The organism is Halomonas sp. 3D7M (assembly GCF_014897885.1).
In the GTDB taxonomy this organism is placed as follows: Bacteria; Pseudomonadota; Gammaproteobacteria; order Pseudomonadales; family Halomonadaceae; genus Vreelandella.
Genome location: NZ_JABUZF010000173.1, coordinates 25,123 through 42,609 on the forward strand (window position 1 = coordinate 25,123; position 17,487 = coordinate 42,609).

Annotated in this window: 16 protein-coding genes; 7 read left to right on the forward strand and 9 right to left on the reverse strand. The window is 52.1% G+C overall.

What is annotated here, in order from left to right; genetic code table 11:
• Positions 1 to 30 precede the first annotated feature (30 nt).
• Positions 31 to 756 carry a murein L,D-transpeptidase catalytic domain family protein gene (locus tag INT22_RS09420; RefSeq protein WP_089038896.1) on the reverse strand — a complete coding sequence of 242 codons (726 nt, stop codon included), beginning with the start codon at positions 754 to 756 and terminating at the stop codon, positions 31 to 33.
• 127 nt (positions 757 to 883) lie between these two features.
• On the opposite strand from INT22_RS09420, the gene INT22_RS09425 reads away from it, so the two are divergent.
• Positions 884 to 2,524 carry a L,D-transpeptidase family protein gene (locus tag INT22_RS09425; protein ID WP_193068135.1) on the forward strand — a complete coding sequence of 547 codons (1,641 nt, stop codon included), beginning with the start codon at positions 884 to 886 and terminating at the stop codon, positions 2,522 to 2,524.
• 139 nt (positions 2,525 to 2,663) lie between these two features.
• Here the strand turns inward: INT22_RS09425 and INT22_RS09430 are convergent, their stop codons facing one another.
• Positions 2,664 to 4,346, reverse strand: a complete 1,683-nt coding sequence (locus INT22_RS09430) for a peptidoglycan DD-metalloendopeptidase family protein (protein WP_193068136.1) — start codon at positions 4,344 to 4,346, stop codon at positions 2,664 to 2,666.
• Between the two features lie 636 nt (positions 4,347 to 4,982).
• On the opposite strand from INT22_RS09430, the gene INT22_RS09435 reads away from it, so the two are divergent.
• Together INT22_RS09435 and INT22_RS09440 are read left to right on the forward strand one after the other, a co-directional pair.
• A complete protein-coding gene (locus INT22_RS09435; RefSeq protein ID WP_089040900.1) occupies positions 4,983 to 5,903 on the forward strand; it encodes a LysR family transcriptional regulator in 921 nt (306 codons plus the stop codon).
• 99 nt (positions 5,904 to 6,002) lie between these two features.
• Positions 6,003 to 7,025, forward strand: a complete 1,023-nt coding sequence (locus tag INT22_RS09440) for a glutathione S-transferase family protein (protein WP_193068137.1) — start codon at positions 6,003 to 6,005, stop codon at positions 7,023 to 7,025.
• Between the two features lie 124 nt (positions 7,026 to 7,149).
• On the opposite strand, the gene INT22_RS09445 is transcribed toward INT22_RS09440, so the two are convergent.
• Together INT22_RS09445 and INT22_RS09450 are read right to left on the reverse strand one after the other, a co-directional pair.
• The gene (locus INT22_RS09445) at positions 7,150 to 7,632 is read right to left on the reverse strand and encodes a PRC-barrel domain-containing protein (RefSeq protein ID WP_193068138.1); all 483 of its coding nucleotides are present in this window, start codon (positions 7,630 to 7,632) and stop codon (positions 7,150 to 7,152) included.
• Between the two features lie 49 nt (positions 7,633 to 7,681).
• Positions 7,682 to 7,879, reverse strand: a complete 198-nt coding sequence (locus INT22_RS09450; RefSeq protein WP_038482059.1) for a CsbD family protein — start codon at positions 7,877 to 7,879, stop codon at positions 7,682 to 7,684.
• Between the two features lie 507 nt (positions 7,880 to 8,386).
• Here INT22_RS09450 and INT22_RS09455 point away from each other — a divergent pair.
• Complete coding sequence (locus INT22_RS09455; RefSeq protein ID WP_089038891.1) at positions 8,387 to 10,099, forward strand: DEAD/DEAH box helicase; 1,713 nt, start codon at positions 8,387 to 8,389, stop codon at positions 10,097 to 10,099.
• A 158-nt stretch (positions 10,100 to 10,257) separates the two neighbouring features.
• Entirely contained in the window at positions 10,258 to 10,950 is a 693-nt protein-coding gene (nfi, locus tag INT22_RS09460; protein ID WP_193061406.1) for a deoxyribonuclease V, read from the forward strand.
• Here the strand turns inward: nfi and INT22_RS09465 are convergent.
• Entirely contained in the window at positions 10,943 to 11,659 is a 717-nt protein-coding gene (locus INT22_RS09465; RefSeq protein ID WP_193061405.1) for a glutamine amidotransferase, read from the reverse strand. The two genes, nfi and INT22_RS09465, sit on opposite strands and share 8 nt — an antisense overlap.
• Before the next feature lie 136 nt (positions 11,660 to 11,795).
• Between INT22_RS09465 and tpx the strand changes: the two genes are divergently transcribed.
• Positions 11,796 to 12,299, forward strand: coding sequence for a thiol peroxidase (gene tpx, locus INT22_RS09470; RefSeq protein WP_193068139.1), 504 nt, complete (start codon positions 11,796 to 11,798; stop codon positions 12,297 to 12,299).
• Between the two features lie 21 nt (positions 12,300 to 12,320).
• On the opposite strand, the gene INT22_RS09475 is transcribed toward tpx, so the two are convergent.
• Both INT22_RS09475 and INT22_RS09480 read right to left on the reverse strand, forming a co-directional pair.
• On the reverse strand, positions 12,321 to 12,992 hold the full coding sequence (locus INT22_RS09475) for a gamma-glutamyl-gamma-aminobutyrate hydrolase family protein (protein ID WP_089038887.1): 672 nt from the start codon (positions 12,990 to 12,992) through the stop codon (positions 12,321 to 12,323).
• A gap of 29 nt (positions 12,993 to 13,021) precedes the next feature.
• Positions 13,022 to 14,029, reverse strand: coding sequence for an amidoligase family protein (locus INT22_RS09480; protein ID WP_193068140.1), 1,008 nt, complete (start codon positions 14,027 to 14,029; stop codon positions 13,022 to 13,024).
• A gap of 128 nt (positions 14,030 to 14,157) precedes the next feature.
• Between INT22_RS09480 and INT22_RS09485 the strand changes: the two genes are divergently transcribed.
• Positions 14,158 to 16,656, forward strand: a complete 2,499-nt coding sequence (locus tag INT22_RS09485) for a mechanosensitive ion channel family protein (RefSeq protein WP_193068143.1) — start codon at positions 14,158 to 14,160, stop codon at positions 16,654 to 16,656.
• On the opposite strand, the gene INT22_RS09490 is transcribed toward INT22_RS09485, so the two are convergent.
• A complete protein-coding gene (locus INT22_RS09490) occupies positions 16,573 to 17,004 on the reverse strand; it encodes a hypothetical protein (RefSeq protein WP_193068141.1) in 432 nt (143 codons plus the stop codon). The two genes, INT22_RS09485 and INT22_RS09490, sit on opposite strands and share 84 nt — an antisense overlap.
• 65 nt (positions 17,005 to 17,069) lie before the next feature.
• The coding region (locus INT22_RS09495; RefSeq protein ID WP_193068142.1) for a J domain-containing protein at positions 17,070 to 17,487 on the reverse strand (418 nt) is incomplete at its 5' end.

Below are 17,487 nucleotides of genomic sequence, written 5' to 3' on the forward strand. Positions count from 1 at the left end.
CGCCGCTCGACAATTTTGATAGGAAGATTATCAGCGTTGGGCTAAGTGGGCAGCATTGTCGTTTGGGCAGCGCAGAAACTGCGACGTTGCTAACCACTCTTCATCAGGGTAGTAGGCGAAGACATACTGGTTCTCTTTCAAACTGTCGATAAGCGGATACGTGATGTCTTCGCGTACGGCAGGACAGCCGTGGCTACGTCCGAGCCTGCCGGTCTGGGTAATAAAGTCGTCGCTAACATAGTCAGCGCCATGGATCACAATCGCTCGCTCAAACGCGAGATCATTAACCTCTGGCTCTAAGCCATCCAGGCGCAATGAGTAGCCATTACGACCATAATAACTATTCATTGTGCGAAACAGCCCGATGCTGGATTGGTGGCTCTCGGGGGTATTGGAGAAGACCTCTGCCAACGCATCGCCAGAGCCTTGCCCATGAGAAACCAGCTCTTCAAATAGCAGCTTATGTCGATGCAGGTCGAAGACCCAAAGTCGTGGCTCGGTAGACGGAAGCGAATAATCAATGACGGCTAAGCGCTCAGCGGTTGGGTCCGCACAGCTAAGCGATTGAGCGGCGAGTCGCAGCGCCTCTGGCGTTGCTGATGGGGCTAGTTGGAGTAGTTGATGATGCAAGGGCGAAACGCCGGGAGGTGCTGCAGAAGCGACCTGTGAGAAAAAGCTAGCGGCTTGTAAGGGAAGGCTCAATAACAACAGTGGAAGCGACAAAATGGCGGTAGAAGCACGTAGGTAAAAAGGCATAGAGTGCAATCCTGCAATAGATATCGACGAAGGAGACATGTAAACGGCTATGATAAATAGATGTAGCGTAATAATGATGAATCGCAATGATAAATAGCGACGATGAATAGTAACGCAAGGAGGAGCGATGAACGAGACAACGTTAATTAGACGATGGGCGATAGGGGTGGCTCTATGTCTGACGCTGATCCAAGCGCCTCAGTTGGTTACCAGTGCGCAAGCTGATGCAGGCGCTCTTGAGCAGGCGTTAGCTCAGCGTTTAGATACTCAATCCAGTGCGTTACTGCCTGTTGAGGACTTTTACCAGCAGCTAAATCAACGGCCCGTCTGGCAAGATATCAGCCGTGTTGAAGCACTGGTGCAGGCGTTAAATAGTCTTGAAGATGATGGTTTAGCGCCTAGTGATTACGATGCGGGCATCCTGCTAAACGCATTTCAGACTAGCCAGCAAGCAGGGGCGTTGGCGCAAGCTGACTTTGATATTCAGGCCACGACAGCACTTTTACTCGCACTTGAGCACCTTTCGCGAGGCAAGGTGAATCCAAACGAGGTCGAGCCGAAATGGGATATCCCTAGGCCTGAGCGCCGCTACTCTTTGCTGCGCATTGCCCATGCAGTGGAAAATGACGATATTCAGGGCGCGTTTGACTATGTGAGGCCCTCATCAACGGAGTACGCTCAGCTACGTGATGCGCTACGTCAATACCGTACGCTGGCTGAAAAAGGCAATGTTCCCTATCTGGCCGGTCGAGATGAGGCGTTACGCCCAGGTGATACTAATGAGGATGTGCTGGTATTGCGACAGCGCTTGGCCTATTGGGGAGAAACCAACTTGCTGGCGGCGGATAGCAATGCCTACCCAATGATTGAGGTTCAATCGGCGGTTAGCAACCAGCGCACCTATGATGCTGAGTTAGAAGGGGCAGTTAAGCAATTTCAACGTCGTCATCAGTTGCAAGAAGATGGTGTTGTGGGTCAGCGCACGCGGCTTGCATTGAACACGCCGGTCACGTCGCGAATCGATCAACTGCGTGTCAACTTAGAGCGGGCGCGCTGGATCAAGCCCACCCAAACCAATGAACCGCGCGTGTGGGTTGACATTGCGGGGTATCGATTGCACTACACTCGGCCTAATGGTGAGCACTGGGATGCCAGGGTGGTAGTCGGCACACCGCGGCGCGAAACGCCTATTATCCATTCGGCGATTAGCCACTTAACCATCAATCCGTCATGGACAATTCCACCGACCATTATGCGCGAGGACGTCTTACCTCAGGTTAGACGAGATCCAGGCTATTTGGCCCGGCGTAATATCCAAGTGATAAGCCACTCCGGCGAGCGGTTAAACGCTGACGCTATTGACTGGCAACGGCCAGGTGCAGTGATGTTGCGCCAAGTATCAGGTGGCGGTAATCCGTTAGGCCGCGTGGTGGTACGTTTTCCTAACAGTGAAATGATCTATCTTCACGATACACCCGCCAGAGGGTTGTTTCAGCGCGATCAGCGAGCGCTCAGTTCTGGCTGTGTGCGCGTTGAAGGCGTAACGGAATTTGCGCAGTTACTGCTTCAAGATAGTGGCAGTCGCTACCAACTGTCTTCGTTGCTTAACAGTAGTGGAAGTGATCGTAATGTTAATCTCCCTCAGCGTATTCCTGTCGCGCTGCACTACTTAACGGCCTGGCCAAATGCTCAAGGGGAAGTAGAATTCCGCGATGATATTTACCGTCGTGACGCCGACCTGTTGGCTGCATTGTCACGAGCGGTATAACGTGAAGGGCGGATTGATTGCTAGGTTTTCTATAAGAATGGTTTATAAGCAAGGTTTGTAAACGTAGACTTGCTTCAAAGCAATAACGCCGCCCTGAAGGGCGGCGTTATTGTTTAATGCAAAGAGAATCAGAAAGTTACTACTCTTCTTGGCGCTCGTAGTTGGCAACGCTGATAGTACCTGTCTCACCGCTATCCAATGCTGCCATCATGGGCTCAGCCTGGCGCTGGAAAGCAATCAAAGTATCTCCGCTTAGGCTGGTATTTTCAGGCAGCTCTACGTTCATCGCGTTGACAGGCGAGTTGTTGACGATGACTTCATAGTGCAGATGAGGCCCCGTACTCCGCCCTGTATTGCCCGAAAGCGCAATGCGCTCACCCATTTCAATACGCGTACCTTCGGTGACCAGCGGACGAGAAAGGTGAAGATAACGGGTTTGATAGCCATTATCATGACGAACGACAATGTAACGCCCCGCGGCATGATGGTTACCCACTTTTTCCACGCGGCCATTGGCGGGAGCAACGACAGGTGTGCCAATAGGCATCGCAAAATCGGTTCCATTATGCGGGCTTATACGGCCAGTCACTGGGTGTTTGCGGCGCGGGTTAAAATTGGAACTTAGACGGTAATTGCCTTCAAACGGATAGCGCGAGAAAGCAGGGTCTAGGCTACTCCCTTCGGGCGTATAGAAATTGCTATCAGTAGCATTGCGAAGAAGCGTTAAATCCATGCGTTCGCCATCGTACTTAACAGCAAGCACGCGAGAGTCAAACGCTTCTCCATCAATCATGTCTGACTCAACTAGCACTTGAAAGCGATCTCCGCGACGGCTGTCGCGCCGAAAATCGAGTTTTTGCTCAAGTAGGTGAGTGAGTTCGGTAACGGCGCTGCTACTTAGCCCCGTTGCCTGGGCTGAGCGTGCAAAACTACCACTTACGCTACCCGCGTAAAGACGCTGTACCGCTTCACCCTGGCGCTCAATAACAGTTGCGGCAAAGTGTTCTTCATCGCGTTCCAGCAAGATACCGTCACGGGTGTTTTTCATCATACGCAACGACAGTAAACGACCATTTTCATCTAACTTGTAATCGAAACTGTGGCCAGTACGCCAATGAGTAAGCATACGTGGATCCGGGAGATCCTCTAGCAACGCCATTACTTCGCTGTAGCCAAGGCCTAGCTTGTTCTGTGCCAGCAATGCAAAGGTCTCACCCGATTCAACAATATGTGTTTTCCACCTAGGGACGTAGGGCTCGTCCGCAGCAAGTTCCAGCTCGAGAAACGAAATATCACCAAATAGCTCATTGCCATAATCTTCATATGAAGTGGCATCGGCAATTTCCACGGAAGCCGTGTTATCCACTTCGGCGGAAGCCGTTTTATCAGCATCGAGCATACCGCTTGAGAGGGTCCCTAATACCACGGCCATGTGAAGCGCGCCGTCATCCAGCTGGGCATTAGTGGGAGGTTGCGTCGTGACGCTAGCCATCGAGGCTTCGGCGCTAGTGATGACATCTAGATCGACAATTTCGGTAGCCGCGAGGTCGTTCAGCGGAATATTATCTCGCGTGGCATCAATAGCGCGAGAAGCGCGATCAATGGCTTCAGCAACGGGGGTGCGTTCTTGACGCAATGAAGGAACCCCTGGAGCAGAGTCGCTGGGAAGCGGTACAAGCACGCTTTCCAGTGGTGTATGAGATTGATTTAAGTCGTGGTAGGTCGTAATTAACTTTTGTGTGCCCAGCACAGTGACCATTGTAGCCACGGGTAACAGTAACAATTTATGTGTGCGGGGCAGCGAATGAAGAATTCGCAACATGGGTAAATGGGCCGCCGAGTTCGTGGTAAATGAATAACATGAAAGAAAGTAAACCCAAGAACCATACCCCATGAGGGTGAGAGTGAACAGACTGTATGCCTGTACACTAAATGTACTTCATTGAAATACGGAAGTAATAAGTAAGGAAACCTATTTGTGAACACCGTTCGCTAAAAAAAGTAACTTAACGCAAACCGTCTTAAAGCTAAGCAGGCATATTAATTAACCATAGGAGGGTGACGCTAAGCAATATTTTCCACCAAATTTAGAAGTCAAATTAATTGCGTAATGCTTTTGTATGGGTTGTGTATTGGTTTTGTCGAAAAATTAAGGCTGTTTGAAAGCCAATTACTCATCATGAGGCAGTCTCTAGTAGATTTATTAAAAATACTTAGCGATCGGCTGGTGTTAGATGCTGTCTTTTTTGTAAAAAATTGTTTCTTTTGTCGTGTTTGGCAATTTTAGTGTCGGTTAGCCGTGATTTAAGGGAAAAAGTGTCAGGTAGCTCCCCTTGGCAGCCTGATACCTAGGAATAATTGTTTGCAAGCAAGTACTCAGCGCTTTTTCCTGGCATTCTATAAGGGTTTTTCGAACATAAAGCGGATTATTTCGCTGTTTAGCGTCGAGGGAATCGAAATGTCTCGAGTAACTCTTGCACAGTGGCAGATGCTGGCAGCCGTTGTTGACCATGGTGGGTTTGCGCGGGCGGCCGAGGCTATTCACAAAAGCCCATCTACGCTTAATCATGCCGTGCACAAGCTAGAAGAGCAATTGGGTGTTCAGGTGCTGGAACCGGTGGGCAGGCAGGTACGCCTAACTGAGGCGGGCGAACTCTTATTGCGCCGGGCTCGTCAGTTAATTGAGAGTGCTGCCTCTTTAGAAGATGTTGCTACCCGTTTGGCTGCAGGCCTGGAAGCTGAAATCGTGGTCGCTATTGATCAGATTTTTCCAGCTGCTGCTCAAGCGAAAGCGCTTGAACGTTTCTCGGAAACGTATCCTCAAGTCAGAGTGCAGTTGCATGAAAGCGTGCTCAATGGTGGTACGGAAATGCTCCACGATGGTCGTGCGGACCTCGTCGTCTCAGGGATTGCGGCTCAAGGGTATTTAGGTGAACCGCTGGTGAACGTGCGGTTTATAGCCGTTGCACACCCAAGCCACGAGTTGCACCAGCTTAGCCGCTCGCTAGACCTTCGGGATCTAACCCAACACCGTCAATTGGTAGTGCGTGATTCAGCGATACGCCAGTCGACTAATTCCGGCTGGTTGAAAGCAGAGCAACGATGGACGGTGAGTCACTTAAACACGTCATTAGATATGCTGAAGCGTGGGTTAGGGTTTGCCTGGATGCCAGAAACCCGTATTGCTGATGAACTTTCAAGTGGGCAACTCAAACCTTTGCCGCTCAGTGCTGGTGGGATACGAATGGTACCTATGCAGTTGATATTCAGAGACCGAGATCGCGCTGGCCCTGCAGCCCATGCCATGGCACAGGCATTGAAGCAGGGAGTGAGCGAGCTCTGCCCTAAGGATTCGATTTCATCGAATGAATCGCCGTAAAACATCCGCTTGAGCATCGGGGAAGCGGGCGTATGCTAAACGTCATCAGCACTATTAATACGTTTACTACATACGATTATTACAACAGGAGACCGCCCGATGGGACTGCTTGTTAACGGCGAATGGGTTGATCAGTGGTACGACACTAAGAAGCATGGTGGAGAATTTGTCCGTGAGTCTGCTCAGCTGCGCGACTGGGTGGGCGACGATGCCATGATGGGCGCACCGTCAGGCAAAGAATGGGAAGGGCAGAGCTACCCTGCGCAAGCAGACCGTTACCATCTTTATGTATCACTAGCCTGCCCTTGGGCGCATCGAGTTCTTATTATGCGCAAGTTAAAAGGGCTGGAATCACTCATTGGCACTTCCCATGTCAGCCCGTTGATGCAGGATAAGGGCTGGACGTATGACCAAAGTGAGGGCTCCAGCGGGGATCCTGTTAACCACGTCGACTATCACCATCAGCTCTATACGATGAGTGATTCTGCCTATACGGGACGGGTCACGGTACCGCTGCTTTGGGATAAGCAACGTAGCGCAATAGTCAATAATGAGTCGGCTGATTTGGTGCGCATTTTTAATCACGCGTTTGATGAGTTGACCGGTAACGATTTAGATTTTTACCCTGATGACCTGCGTCGCACTATTGATGACATCAACGACGATGTGTACGCGCACATTAATAACGGTGTTTATAAGTCGGGTTTTGCGACGGATCAGCAGGTGTATGAAAAACATGTGCTGGCTTTGTTCGATGCTTTAGATCGAATGGAAAAACGCTTGAGCGAGCATCGTTATCTGGCGGGGGAGTGGTTAACAGAGGCGGATATTCGGCTTTTCACCACGCTGATCCGTTTTGATGCTGTCTACTTCGGTCATTTTAAGTGCAATTTAAAACGTATTGAAGATTACCCCAATCTAGCAAATTACGTTCGCGAGCTGTATCAGTGGCCGGGAATTGCAGAGACCATCAATATGGACCAGATAAAACGCCATTACTACTACAGCCATGACACGATTAATCCAACGCGTATTGTGCCAGCCGGACCGCTATTGGATTTAGAGCGCCCTCATGATCGTGAACGCTTGCCAGGGCAGGGCATCCGTCGTCGAGCTTCATAATTTATAAGCAGAGAGCTTCTCAGAAATTGCATCTCAAACCTCGTTACTAACGAATGGGCCACCCAATTGCAGGGTGGCCCATTTGGCTAGTTAACCGCTAGCTTAAGCGATTTAAGCTGGTAGCTTACTGGTTATCATTAACGGCTTCGCGAGTAGACTGCCAGGCGCTTTGAGCACCTTCTTTGGTCGTTTGCCATGCATCGCGGGCACTGTTTTTAGTCTGTTCCCACCAATCGCGATCGTAGGTAGGGAAGGATTCAACTTCCTCTTGGGAGGCCTCAAGCATAATGCGGTGTCCGGTATCACCATCACTCTCGGTATGGGTTTCCAGGGTAAATTGATCAGTATTAATAACAATTTCACGACCACCAAGGCCAAGAACTGCACCACTTTCAATGACTAGCGCTGAAATGCGCATTTCTTCATCAAAAAGAATGTCTTCGACTTCACCTATTTCTTCACCAGAACCACCCGCAAAAAACACCTCTGCATCCATGATGTCATCTGCAGAATACATACCTTGGGGTTCAGTTGAGGCCTGAACACCGAAGGCTAAGCTGCCTAAAAGGGCGGTACTGATAGCAGTGGTAAGCATTGTCTTGCGCATAGCATCTCTCCATGTAGCTATTAATGTGCGGTTAATTGGACGACAAACGTTAAAGATCGTTCGCCCATTCATCAGCGCGGCGTTCGGCTTCTTCCCGCTCTAAACCATATTTCTGCTGTAGCTTGCCAACAAGTTGATCTTTTTTGCCGCCAATCTGGGTAAGCTCATCGTCAGTTAATTCACCCCAGCTTGCGCGAGCTTTTCCTTTCATTTCTTTCCAGCTGCCTTCAATTTGATCCCAGTTCATAGCATCACTCCTTGAAGTTAGTGAACATCGTCAGGCACTTCTCAGGTTAGACAAACAGTGAATATGTGCAAGTCGGAGTATTAATAACGGTTAAAGCAAAAAAACTGGTCATAAGCGACTGGCGGTGTTAGGATGCGCCCTCCTCGCATGTGTTGACCCCTCCATCACGACGATAAGCAATTTCCTAGGTAGCGTTGACTACGAAGTGAAATGCTTGCTGGAACATCTTGCCAACTGCAGATGTTCATTGCTGTGAAGATGGCGCGCCTCCAGTATTTCACCAAACGGGTGAAATCGGCGCAGAAGGTCGCCACAGCGGTTAGCCCGCTTATGCGGTGTTTGCTAACCGAATGCTAGGTGCGACCGGCGTCTCCGACTCCATTGATGATGATATCCGCCTTGCGGATCCTTGTTTATTAATATGCATTGTCACGCGTATTAACGAGCAGAGTCAGAGACGCTTACGATGTTTTTTGCCGGAAAAACCGGCCTACCAAGGTGTGATTAATGACCTCGACTTCTGTCGCTTCGCCGAGCTTCGGCGATCTTGCTCTGTTGCCTGCCGTTCTCTCTGCTGTTGAAGCACAAGGCTACGAAATTCCCTCGCCGATCCAGGCGCAGACAATTCCTGCGTTGCTGGAAGGCCGCGATATGCTGGGCCAAGCACAAACCGGCACCGGCAAAACCGCTGCATTTGCATTGCCATTGTTATCGCGTTTAGAACTTACCCGTCGCGAGCCTCAAGTACTGGTTATGGCTCCGACCCGTGAACTTGCTCAGCAGGTTGCGGCTTCGTTCAGTAAATATGGCCAAAACCTCAAGGGTCTTGAAGTCGCTATCCTTTGTGGTGGCCAAGAGTACCGTGAACAGTTAGGCGCGCTAAAGCGCGGTGCCCAGGTTATTGTTGGCACCCCTGGCCGTATTATCGATCACCTTGATCGCGGTAGTCTGAAACTCGACGGTCTTTCGGCACTCGTGCTGGATGAAGCTGACGAAATGCTGCGCATGGGCTTTATCGACGACGTAAAACGCGTGGTTGCCGATACCCCTAAAGATGCTCAGCGTGTGTTCTTCTCGGCAACGCTGCCGACTGAAATTGAGCGCATTGTTAACCGCTATCTGGTTAATCCGGTAAAAGTTGCGATTGAGTCGCGCACGACGACCGGTGAAAACATTGAACAGCGTATTGTACGCGTCGATGGTGGCGCTAAGCTTGAAGCAGTGGCACGCATCCTTGAAGTTGAGCCGGTTGATGCCGCTATTGTCTTCGTGCGTACTCGTGCTGCTTGTACCACGCTGGTTGAACAGCTGACAGCTCGTGGCGTTAATGCCGCTGGCCTGTCTGGCGATCTAGACCAAAGCCTGCGTGAGCGCACTATTACACGCCTCAAGCGTGGCAAGGTTGATGTGCTGATTGCGACCGACGTCGCTGCTCGTGGTCTTGACGTTCCGCGTATTACGCACGTTATCAACTACGATCTGCCGCAAGACGCAGAAGCTTATACTCACCGTATCGGTCGTACCGGTCGTGCGGGCCGTAGCGGTATCGCGATTACGTTCGCTGGTTTCCGTGAAGGCCGTAAAGTGGGCTGGATGGAGCAGGCTACCGGTCAGAAAATGACTGAAATGCCGCTGCCAGACGAAGCCGCTATTCGCGCTCACCGTGATGACGTATTCCATCATCGCGTTGTGGCAGCCCTGACCAAAGGTGCTGAAGAGCAGCGTGCACTGGTTGAGCGCCTGGTAGAAGAAGGTCATGATGCCGTTGAGCTAGCTTGTGCTTTTGCCGCGATGGCACGTGCTGACGAAGCGCCGATTGGACGCTTGCAAGCCCCGCGTAAAGAGCGTGCTCCGCGTGATAGCGCGCCTGGTGGCAAGCCCGGTGGCCGTCGCGAGCGCTCAAGCGCACCTAGCGAAGGTATGATTCGTTACCGTGTTTCTGTTGGCCATAAAGATGGCGTTAAGCCTGGTCAACTGGTGGGTGCACTGGCGAACGAAGGTGGCATCGAGGGCGCGCGTATCGGCCGTATCGATATCCGCAACGCTTTCTCGGTAGTTGAGCTACCCAGTGGCCTGCCTTCCACTATTCTGGCGAAAATGGCACGTGCCCGCGTTGCTGGTCGCCCGTTAGAAATTAGTGAAGACAGTGCACCTGAGCGTGCTCCACGTCGTCGCCGTGATGACGGTGATGCACCCGTTCGTCGCCGCGAACGCGCTTAAGTTAATGTATAGCGCCATATAACGGTGCTTTAAAACGACGTTTAACGATCGTTCTATCCCCTTACGCCCAGCGGCTTAAGGGGATTTTTTTTGCCTGTCATTGCAGCTGGGAAATTGAGCTACGTTAGTATGGTTATGGTTCAGTAAAAGGAGGCTGCATGGACGCACCGCTACATGACTGGAATTTAGCTCCAAAAGAGGCCGTAGCGCTGCAAACAGTGCTGGCGAAACGACTTGAAACCACTGATCGTATCGGTTCTGTGCACCATATTGCTGGGGTCGATATTGGGTTTGAAGCGGGTGGTGATATCACTCGGGCGGCGGTCGTTGTCCTAAAATGGCAGCCTGACACCACGCAACACCTAACGATGGTAGAGCAGGTGGTTCATCGTGAGCCAACGCGGATGCCTTATATTCCCGGGCTGCTCTCTTTTCGCGAGATCCCAGCCGCTCTGGAAGCGTTCGCTAAGCTTGCGATCACACCCGAACTGGTAATGGTCGACGGGCAGGGGATTGCGCATCCTCGACGGCTTGGTGTCGCTGCCCACCTGGGGCTATGGCTGAATTTACCGACGATCGGCATCGCTAAGTCCCGCTTAACGGGGCAGCATGCAGAGGTGGGAAACACGCGGGGGGATTGGGTGCCTCTAACATCAGGTAACGACGTTATTGGTGCCGTGCTACGCTCGCGGGAAAATGTGAAACCGGTGTTCGTATCGCCTGGGCATCGATTATCCCTTGAAACATCGCTTGACTGGGTGGTGCGCTGTTTAGGACGCACCAAGTTACCAGAACCCACGCGATTAGCGGATCGGCTTGCATCAAGACGCGACCAAAAGCGGCTTACGTAAAGCGTAGGAAATGGCGCAGTAGGCTAGAGGCCGCTTGAGTGTCGGTGATCGCGTCAATGAGGGCGTCGGGATTTTCACCTTGGTCGCGCAATGCGGCTTTCTGGCGCTCGATATAAGCATGCATCACTGGTCGGGTGAACTCTGGGTGAAACTGCACGCTCCATTGGCGGGGGCCATAACGTAATGCTTGATGAGCATCGTGGTTGTTATGCGCCAACACCGTGGCGTTGGGTGGCAACTGCATGACGGACTGGGCGTGGGTCAGGTGAGCCGAGAAGTGTGTGGGCAGCTTGCTAAACAGGGGGTCTTGATGGCCTGCTTGGGTCAGTCGTACCTTGCGCGTTCCTGATTCTCTTCCTGCAGGGTGGTAATCGCTAATGCCACCGAAGGCTGACGCCATCAACTGGTGACCATAGCACACGCCAAGCATAGGGACGTTCTCGGCTAGCGCTTGCTCAAGCCAAGGTTTTAGCGCCTCGCTCCATGGCTCCTGTTCGCTCACCATACTGTGGGAACCCGTGAGCATAATGCCGGCGAATGAGGTAGGAGTAGGTGGAACACCTTGTTTGCGCGCATCCCAAACCCTGAGTGACAGATGTGTCGGCAGTACCGTCGAAAGCTGATTGATAAAGAGTTGCTCGAAATCACCGTATTGGTCGACCACTTCAGGGAAGGCGTCACCGGTTTTGATAATGACTAAAGAGGTCATGGCGTTCTCGTTGTCCTGTCAGAGGCAAGGTTAGCGAAGAAAGGTTAGAGAGGAAAAGTTAGCCCAATCAGGGCATTGCCCTGTAAGGTGGTAGTTCTCACCATACACCTTTTTCGCTTTATATTAGGAGCCTAATATGCAACAGATAACCCGTGCTGGCGAGCCCATGGATGTGGCGGGAACGCTACCTGCTCCAGGCCAAACTGCTCCGCTGATGACGCTCACCAATGCCGATTTGAATGATGTCACCCTTGATACTTATTCGGGCAAGCGCAAAGTACTGAATATTATCCCCAGTGTGGATACGCCCACTTGTGCGGTGTCTACTCGGCGGTTCAATGAACTGGCCTCGCAATTGGATAATACCGTGGTACTGGTGGTGTCTGCTGACCTGCCATTTGCAGCCAAGCGCTTTTGCGGTGGAGAAGGGTTGGATAACGTTGAAACCTTGTCTACCTTCCGCCATCGAGAGTTCCAAGAAGCTTGGGGTGTCGCATTGGCTAATAGTGCAATGGAAGGGTTGTGCGCCCGTGCCGTGGTAGTGCTCGATGCAGACAACCGCGTGTTGCACAGTGAGCTGGTAAGCGAGCTGAAAAATGAGCCTGATTATGAGGCCGCGCTGGCAGCCCTAAAAGGCTAGCCAGAGGCGGTACGCAGGTTGCTAGCCTGCGCCTTGCTTCGCTGCCGCCACCAGTGCACTAATTAAACGTTGCTGGGGGCGGTTGAAAATAAGCCATTCGGGATGCCACTGCACGCCAATCAGAAAATCATGTTTTGTCGACTCAATTCCCTGGACTAGCCCGTCCCGGTCGCGGGCGACAATATTGATACCGTCACCTGCTTGATTGACCGCCTGATGGTGCAGGCTATTCACGCGACACCACGTGACGCCTAACAGCTGATAAAGCTTGCTTCCTCCGACAATATCCACTGTTTTGCGCGGTAGCACAGTGCGCCGTCGTTTCAGGCCTTCATGGGTGGTATAAATATCAGGGTCGAGGGTGCCTCCTAAATGGACGTTGATTAGCTGAGCTCCCCGGCAAATTCCCAATACAGGAGTGTTTTGTGGAATAAATCGGCCGAGTAGATTGAGTTCCAGTTCATCGCGGGCTGGGTCTAGCCGCACATCCAGCTGTACTTCGCCGCCGTAAAGGTGTGCTTGGATGTCATCGCCGCCTCCAATAATTAGCCCGTCAAGATGGGCAGGCAAGGGGCGTGATGGGGACAAGCGAAGCGGTTTGCCGCCATGTCGCCATACGGCGAACCAGTCAAACCACCACGCTAGGTGGCTTTTTTGATCAGAGGTTGTAATCCCAATAAGTGGTCGAGACATGCTGGCACGTTCTCACTCAGGCAGTGTGTTTAGGATGACTTCAATAGGCCAAGCAGCTTCGTTTTACAGCGTTTCCACCAAGGTTGGCTGTGTTCAGCAATATACTCATCGCAGCGAGCGCGCAGCACCTCACTGTTTGCGGCTAGCTTTTCTACCTCAACCCAGCGATTCCACTCCACAACTGACCCCCAACCGGGCTGAGAAAGCTGCGCATTGGGTAGCCGGTAATGAAACGTCGGGCGTGGTTTAGTGAGCTGGCTATGCAGCAGCTCATGGGGATGGTCAGGACGCAGGTGCGCAAACAGCGGCAGTAGATCTAACTCTCGATTACGCGTTGGGTTGTAGTGCAGATAGTCATCGATAAACGTATCTAAATCAGGCTGATAACCAGAATCCAGGACTTTAAGAGCGTACTCTTTATGAAATGGATTGGCGTGAGGCAGTACTTCACGGGTAATGTCGACTTTGATTTCATCGCGCAGCCAGCTGGCGAGAAGCAGATACGCTTGCATCATGGCTAGAAGGTAAGCAACGTCAAACCGTTCTACTTCAGGGTTTAGATGCAAGCCAAATCCGTAGAGTAAGCTGGCATCCGTGCCTTTCGCGCCTTTGTCGCGTAGGGCACTAAATAGCTGGTCTAGTTCACCTAACTCATCCCAGGGAATCGGCGGGCAGACAATTTCCGTAGGCACTAGGCCCGTCACCATGTCGCCAATCAGTTCGCGGGTTTTTTGATGGAACTCTATTCGCCGATGGCGCTGCTGGCGTGCCCATTCACTGTCGCTTTCATGGTGTTCTTCCAGTAACGTCTTATCAGGATGAGCATACTGGGTATCCAGCTCAATACCGAATTCGCCCCATCGAGTCGCTTCAACGAGTAGCCGATGGGGACTGACCACGTTAAGCTCACCCCCAAATAGCTCGCGTACCAGCTCAGCGGTATCATGCGGCGGGAGTCCGGCGAATTCGATTTCCACACCGACACGCCTTGTTTTTCCATCACTATTTGTACGGTTAGGAGGAGCGTGCAGCGTCATCTCGGTATCCTTGAGGTGAACGTTTAAGCCAACAGCCTATCATAGTCACGCATTAAGGCTGAGCGTACAAAGTTAAGTAAACGCTAACTAAGTGGCGTGTTATGTCAGTTCATTTTCGGGAGTTAAGCGTGCGACAGCACTGGACAATCAATATCGTGTTAGGCGTTTTTTTGACGCTACTCCTAGGTGTGATGACCTTCGCACAGGCGCAGAGCGTTTCTCTGCCAAGCCTGGGGGGAGGCAATGATGCATCAGAAGAGCAGAGTGTCAGTAGTGAACGCTTCCAAAGCTCGCTGAGCGATGTGATCGCAATGCTGGAGAATGAAGAGCAGCGTAGAGCGCTGCTCGACTCCCTGCGTGAATTGCAGCTTGCCACCGAGGCTGGCGAAGAGGACAAAATCGTTCATCAAGGCCTGCTGGGCGCACTAGCCGATACGCTGACCGATATTGGCGAGCAGGCTCAGGCTGGCGATTCGCCGGTTGATGAATGGTCACGACAATTGGTTCAAGGAGCTGCCGACTTACGCGCATTAAATGATGGTGCTGACCAGGGGGAGGCGCTACGCGCAGTGGCTGAAGGCGCCGTCCTTGGTGTTATTTGGGGGACGCTGCTGGTCGTTATGATTGCGTTTGGGCGTTTGATCGCCACACGACGAGAATGGCCGCTTGATTTGCCTCGTGACCCGAAAGCCTGGTTATTGGCAGTGCACTTTTTACGCCGCATGTTGCCTTGGGCACTGTCATTCGCGATTACCCTAGGGATTGGGCAGATATTACCTTACAGCCCAGGCCGAGCGGTTGTACTGGTTGTGGCTTACGTTTGTGTGTGCGGTCGCGCGTTGTCGGTGGTGATTGAAACGGTCATTGCGTTTTTCAGCCGTGGCCATCGTTTTACAGCGGTACAGGTGCTGCAGCAAAAAGCCTTGCGTGGTCTGTTTGTCATTGGCGCATTAATCGCCTTGGGCGATGCGGTGAACTCTACCCGCTTGGTTGAGCTACTGGGTAGTGAGCTTTCCAGCTTAGTGTCTGTGCTTGCGAATATGTTGGCTGCGCTGCTTTCAGCACGCTTTATCTTTAAATTTAAACGACCTGTTCGCCATTTGATCTGTAACCGCCCTTACAAGCAGCGCCGTGATGCTAGTGCCGCCGTTGAGATGATCCGTGCGCTGGGCGGCCTCTGGCATATTCCTGCGCTGCTGATGGTGGGTGGCTCATTATTGGCGATCTTTATCACCGTGGGTGATGTGGGTACAGCGCTTGCGCGCTCGATTATCTCGGCAAGCTTATTGGTGTTGACGTTAGTGGTGACGGGCTTGTTAAGACGTCAGTCAGAGCGCTTGGGTAAGCGCCGTCATCGCCGTCGTTACAGCCAATATCGTAAGCGTTTAGAGCGCTTCGGCTTTGTCCTTGCCCACCTTTGCGCCTGGATGGTATTCGCCGAACTGTTTATGCAGGTTTGGGGCGGTTCGCTGTTTGGCCTTGGTCAGCAAGCGGTAGCCAGTGCCCGTATTGGTCAAGCCTTAATAAGTCTGGGGTCAACTATTCTGCTGGCTTGGCTGGTCTGGATCTTTGCTGATACGGCTATTCAGCGGGCGCTAACGTCATCCGCGCGCTCTCGCGGAAGGCGAGTGAATCAAGCTCGGGCGCAAACCATTACGCCGATGATTCGTAATGTTATTTTTGTGACGATTTTGATTATCGCGGTGATTGCCGGGCTAGCAAATCTTGGCGTTAACGTCACACCACTACTTGCGGGTGCGGGTGTCATCGGTCTGGCGATTGGTTTTGGTGCCCAAACGTTGGTGCAGGATTTAATCACCGGGATCTTTATTCTGATTGAAGACTCCCTGGCGGTGGATGATTTCGTGCAAATTAATGGCCATATGGGGACCGTTGAGGGATTAACGCTACGTACTGTGAAGCTGCGTGATTTAGATGGGGTTGTCCATATCATTACCTTTAGCCGTATTGAGTCGATTCATAATATGTCGCGCCAATTCGGCATTGCGCTAATGCGTATTCGTATCCCTTATGCGATGAAAATTGATGATGCAATTACGCTGATGCAAGAAACAGCGCAAGAGTTACGCAAAGACCCTATGATGCGCCACTATATTTGGTCACCTTTAGAAATGCAGGGTGTGCAGGGCTTTGAAGATGGTTGCCCTATTTTGCGCATGCGTTTTCGCACAGCACCAGAAATGCAATGGGACGTATCGCGTGCCTTTAACTTGCTATTGAAGCAACGCATGGAAGCGCAGGAAATCGATCTGGGCGTACCGCGTCTCAGTGTCAGCATGGAGGCGCGTTCAGAAGATCGTCGGCAAGATCTTATGCCCGATGAGACTGCGAAAGCAGAGCCTACGGGAAAAGAGCGCGCCGGCACGGATTTCACGCTCGATGAGCCGGGTGACAAGAGCAGGGGAGGGAATATCAGTGATGAAGACGGCGATAGCCCGCGAAAGCGGCCAGCGCCGCCAAAACCAGCTCCGCGCCCGACAGAAGCTGAAACCCGCCGAGATGAGCGCGAGCGAGCAGAGGCCTCATCCTATGCTAAGCCCAAGGCCCAAGGCGAGCCCAAAAGCGACGCCTATGCCAGCACCAATGGTGAGCAGGGCAACGAGTAGCCATGGGCCTTTGAAACGCCGCCAGCGGTTATAAAGCGATACCGCAAGACTGACGCGATCAATCAGCTCGTCATGGCGCGAAATAGCATGATCAGGTGGTAGGGAAAAGTCGTTGGCTACATCGCCTTGCCAATGAGCCGCGTGGGTGAGTCCAAGCCTTGCCCGCAGTTGTCCTATGTCGCTGACGGTTTTGTGGAGCTTGTTATAAGCGTCGCGATGTTCTGCAACACCAAGTACGGTTTCAGCATCCTGGCGCAACGCGCTGTTTGGGCAGCGAGCCACCGCGCTATTGATTTCTTGATCGCTCGCGTCGGGTGTTAGTGTCAGTCGTTGATACAAATCGCGCATAATGTTCGAGTCGATACTCACTTTCGGTTTGGGTGCTCTGCCCTTAATCGTTAACAGTAGGCTGATCAGGTGTTTTGCATCAAATAATCGTAGGCACTTTTGATGCGCTGAAAACGCGTTGATGCCAGTGCTATTTGATGTTCACTACCCGAATAGAAACGGTCAGGGTGGTGCAACTGCGCCATGCGGCGATAGGCACGGCGAATATCGGCACGATTAGCCCCTGGTGTTAGTCCTAATACTGCCAGCGCCCGTGTGTTGCGATCGGGTGGTGAAGAGGGGCGCTCCCGCTGTTGGCGACGGGCTTCTTCCTGACGCTTCTGCTCTTGTTGCCAGCGCTGACGCTCTTGCTGTTGGGTCTGTTCTTGTCGTTTGCGGCGCTCTTGTTGTTTGTCCTGTTCCCGCTTGTTCTGTTCCCGCTTGGCCTGCTGCTGTTTTGCCTTCTCACGGTGTGCTTCTTCCTGTTGGCGTTGTTTATTCTGC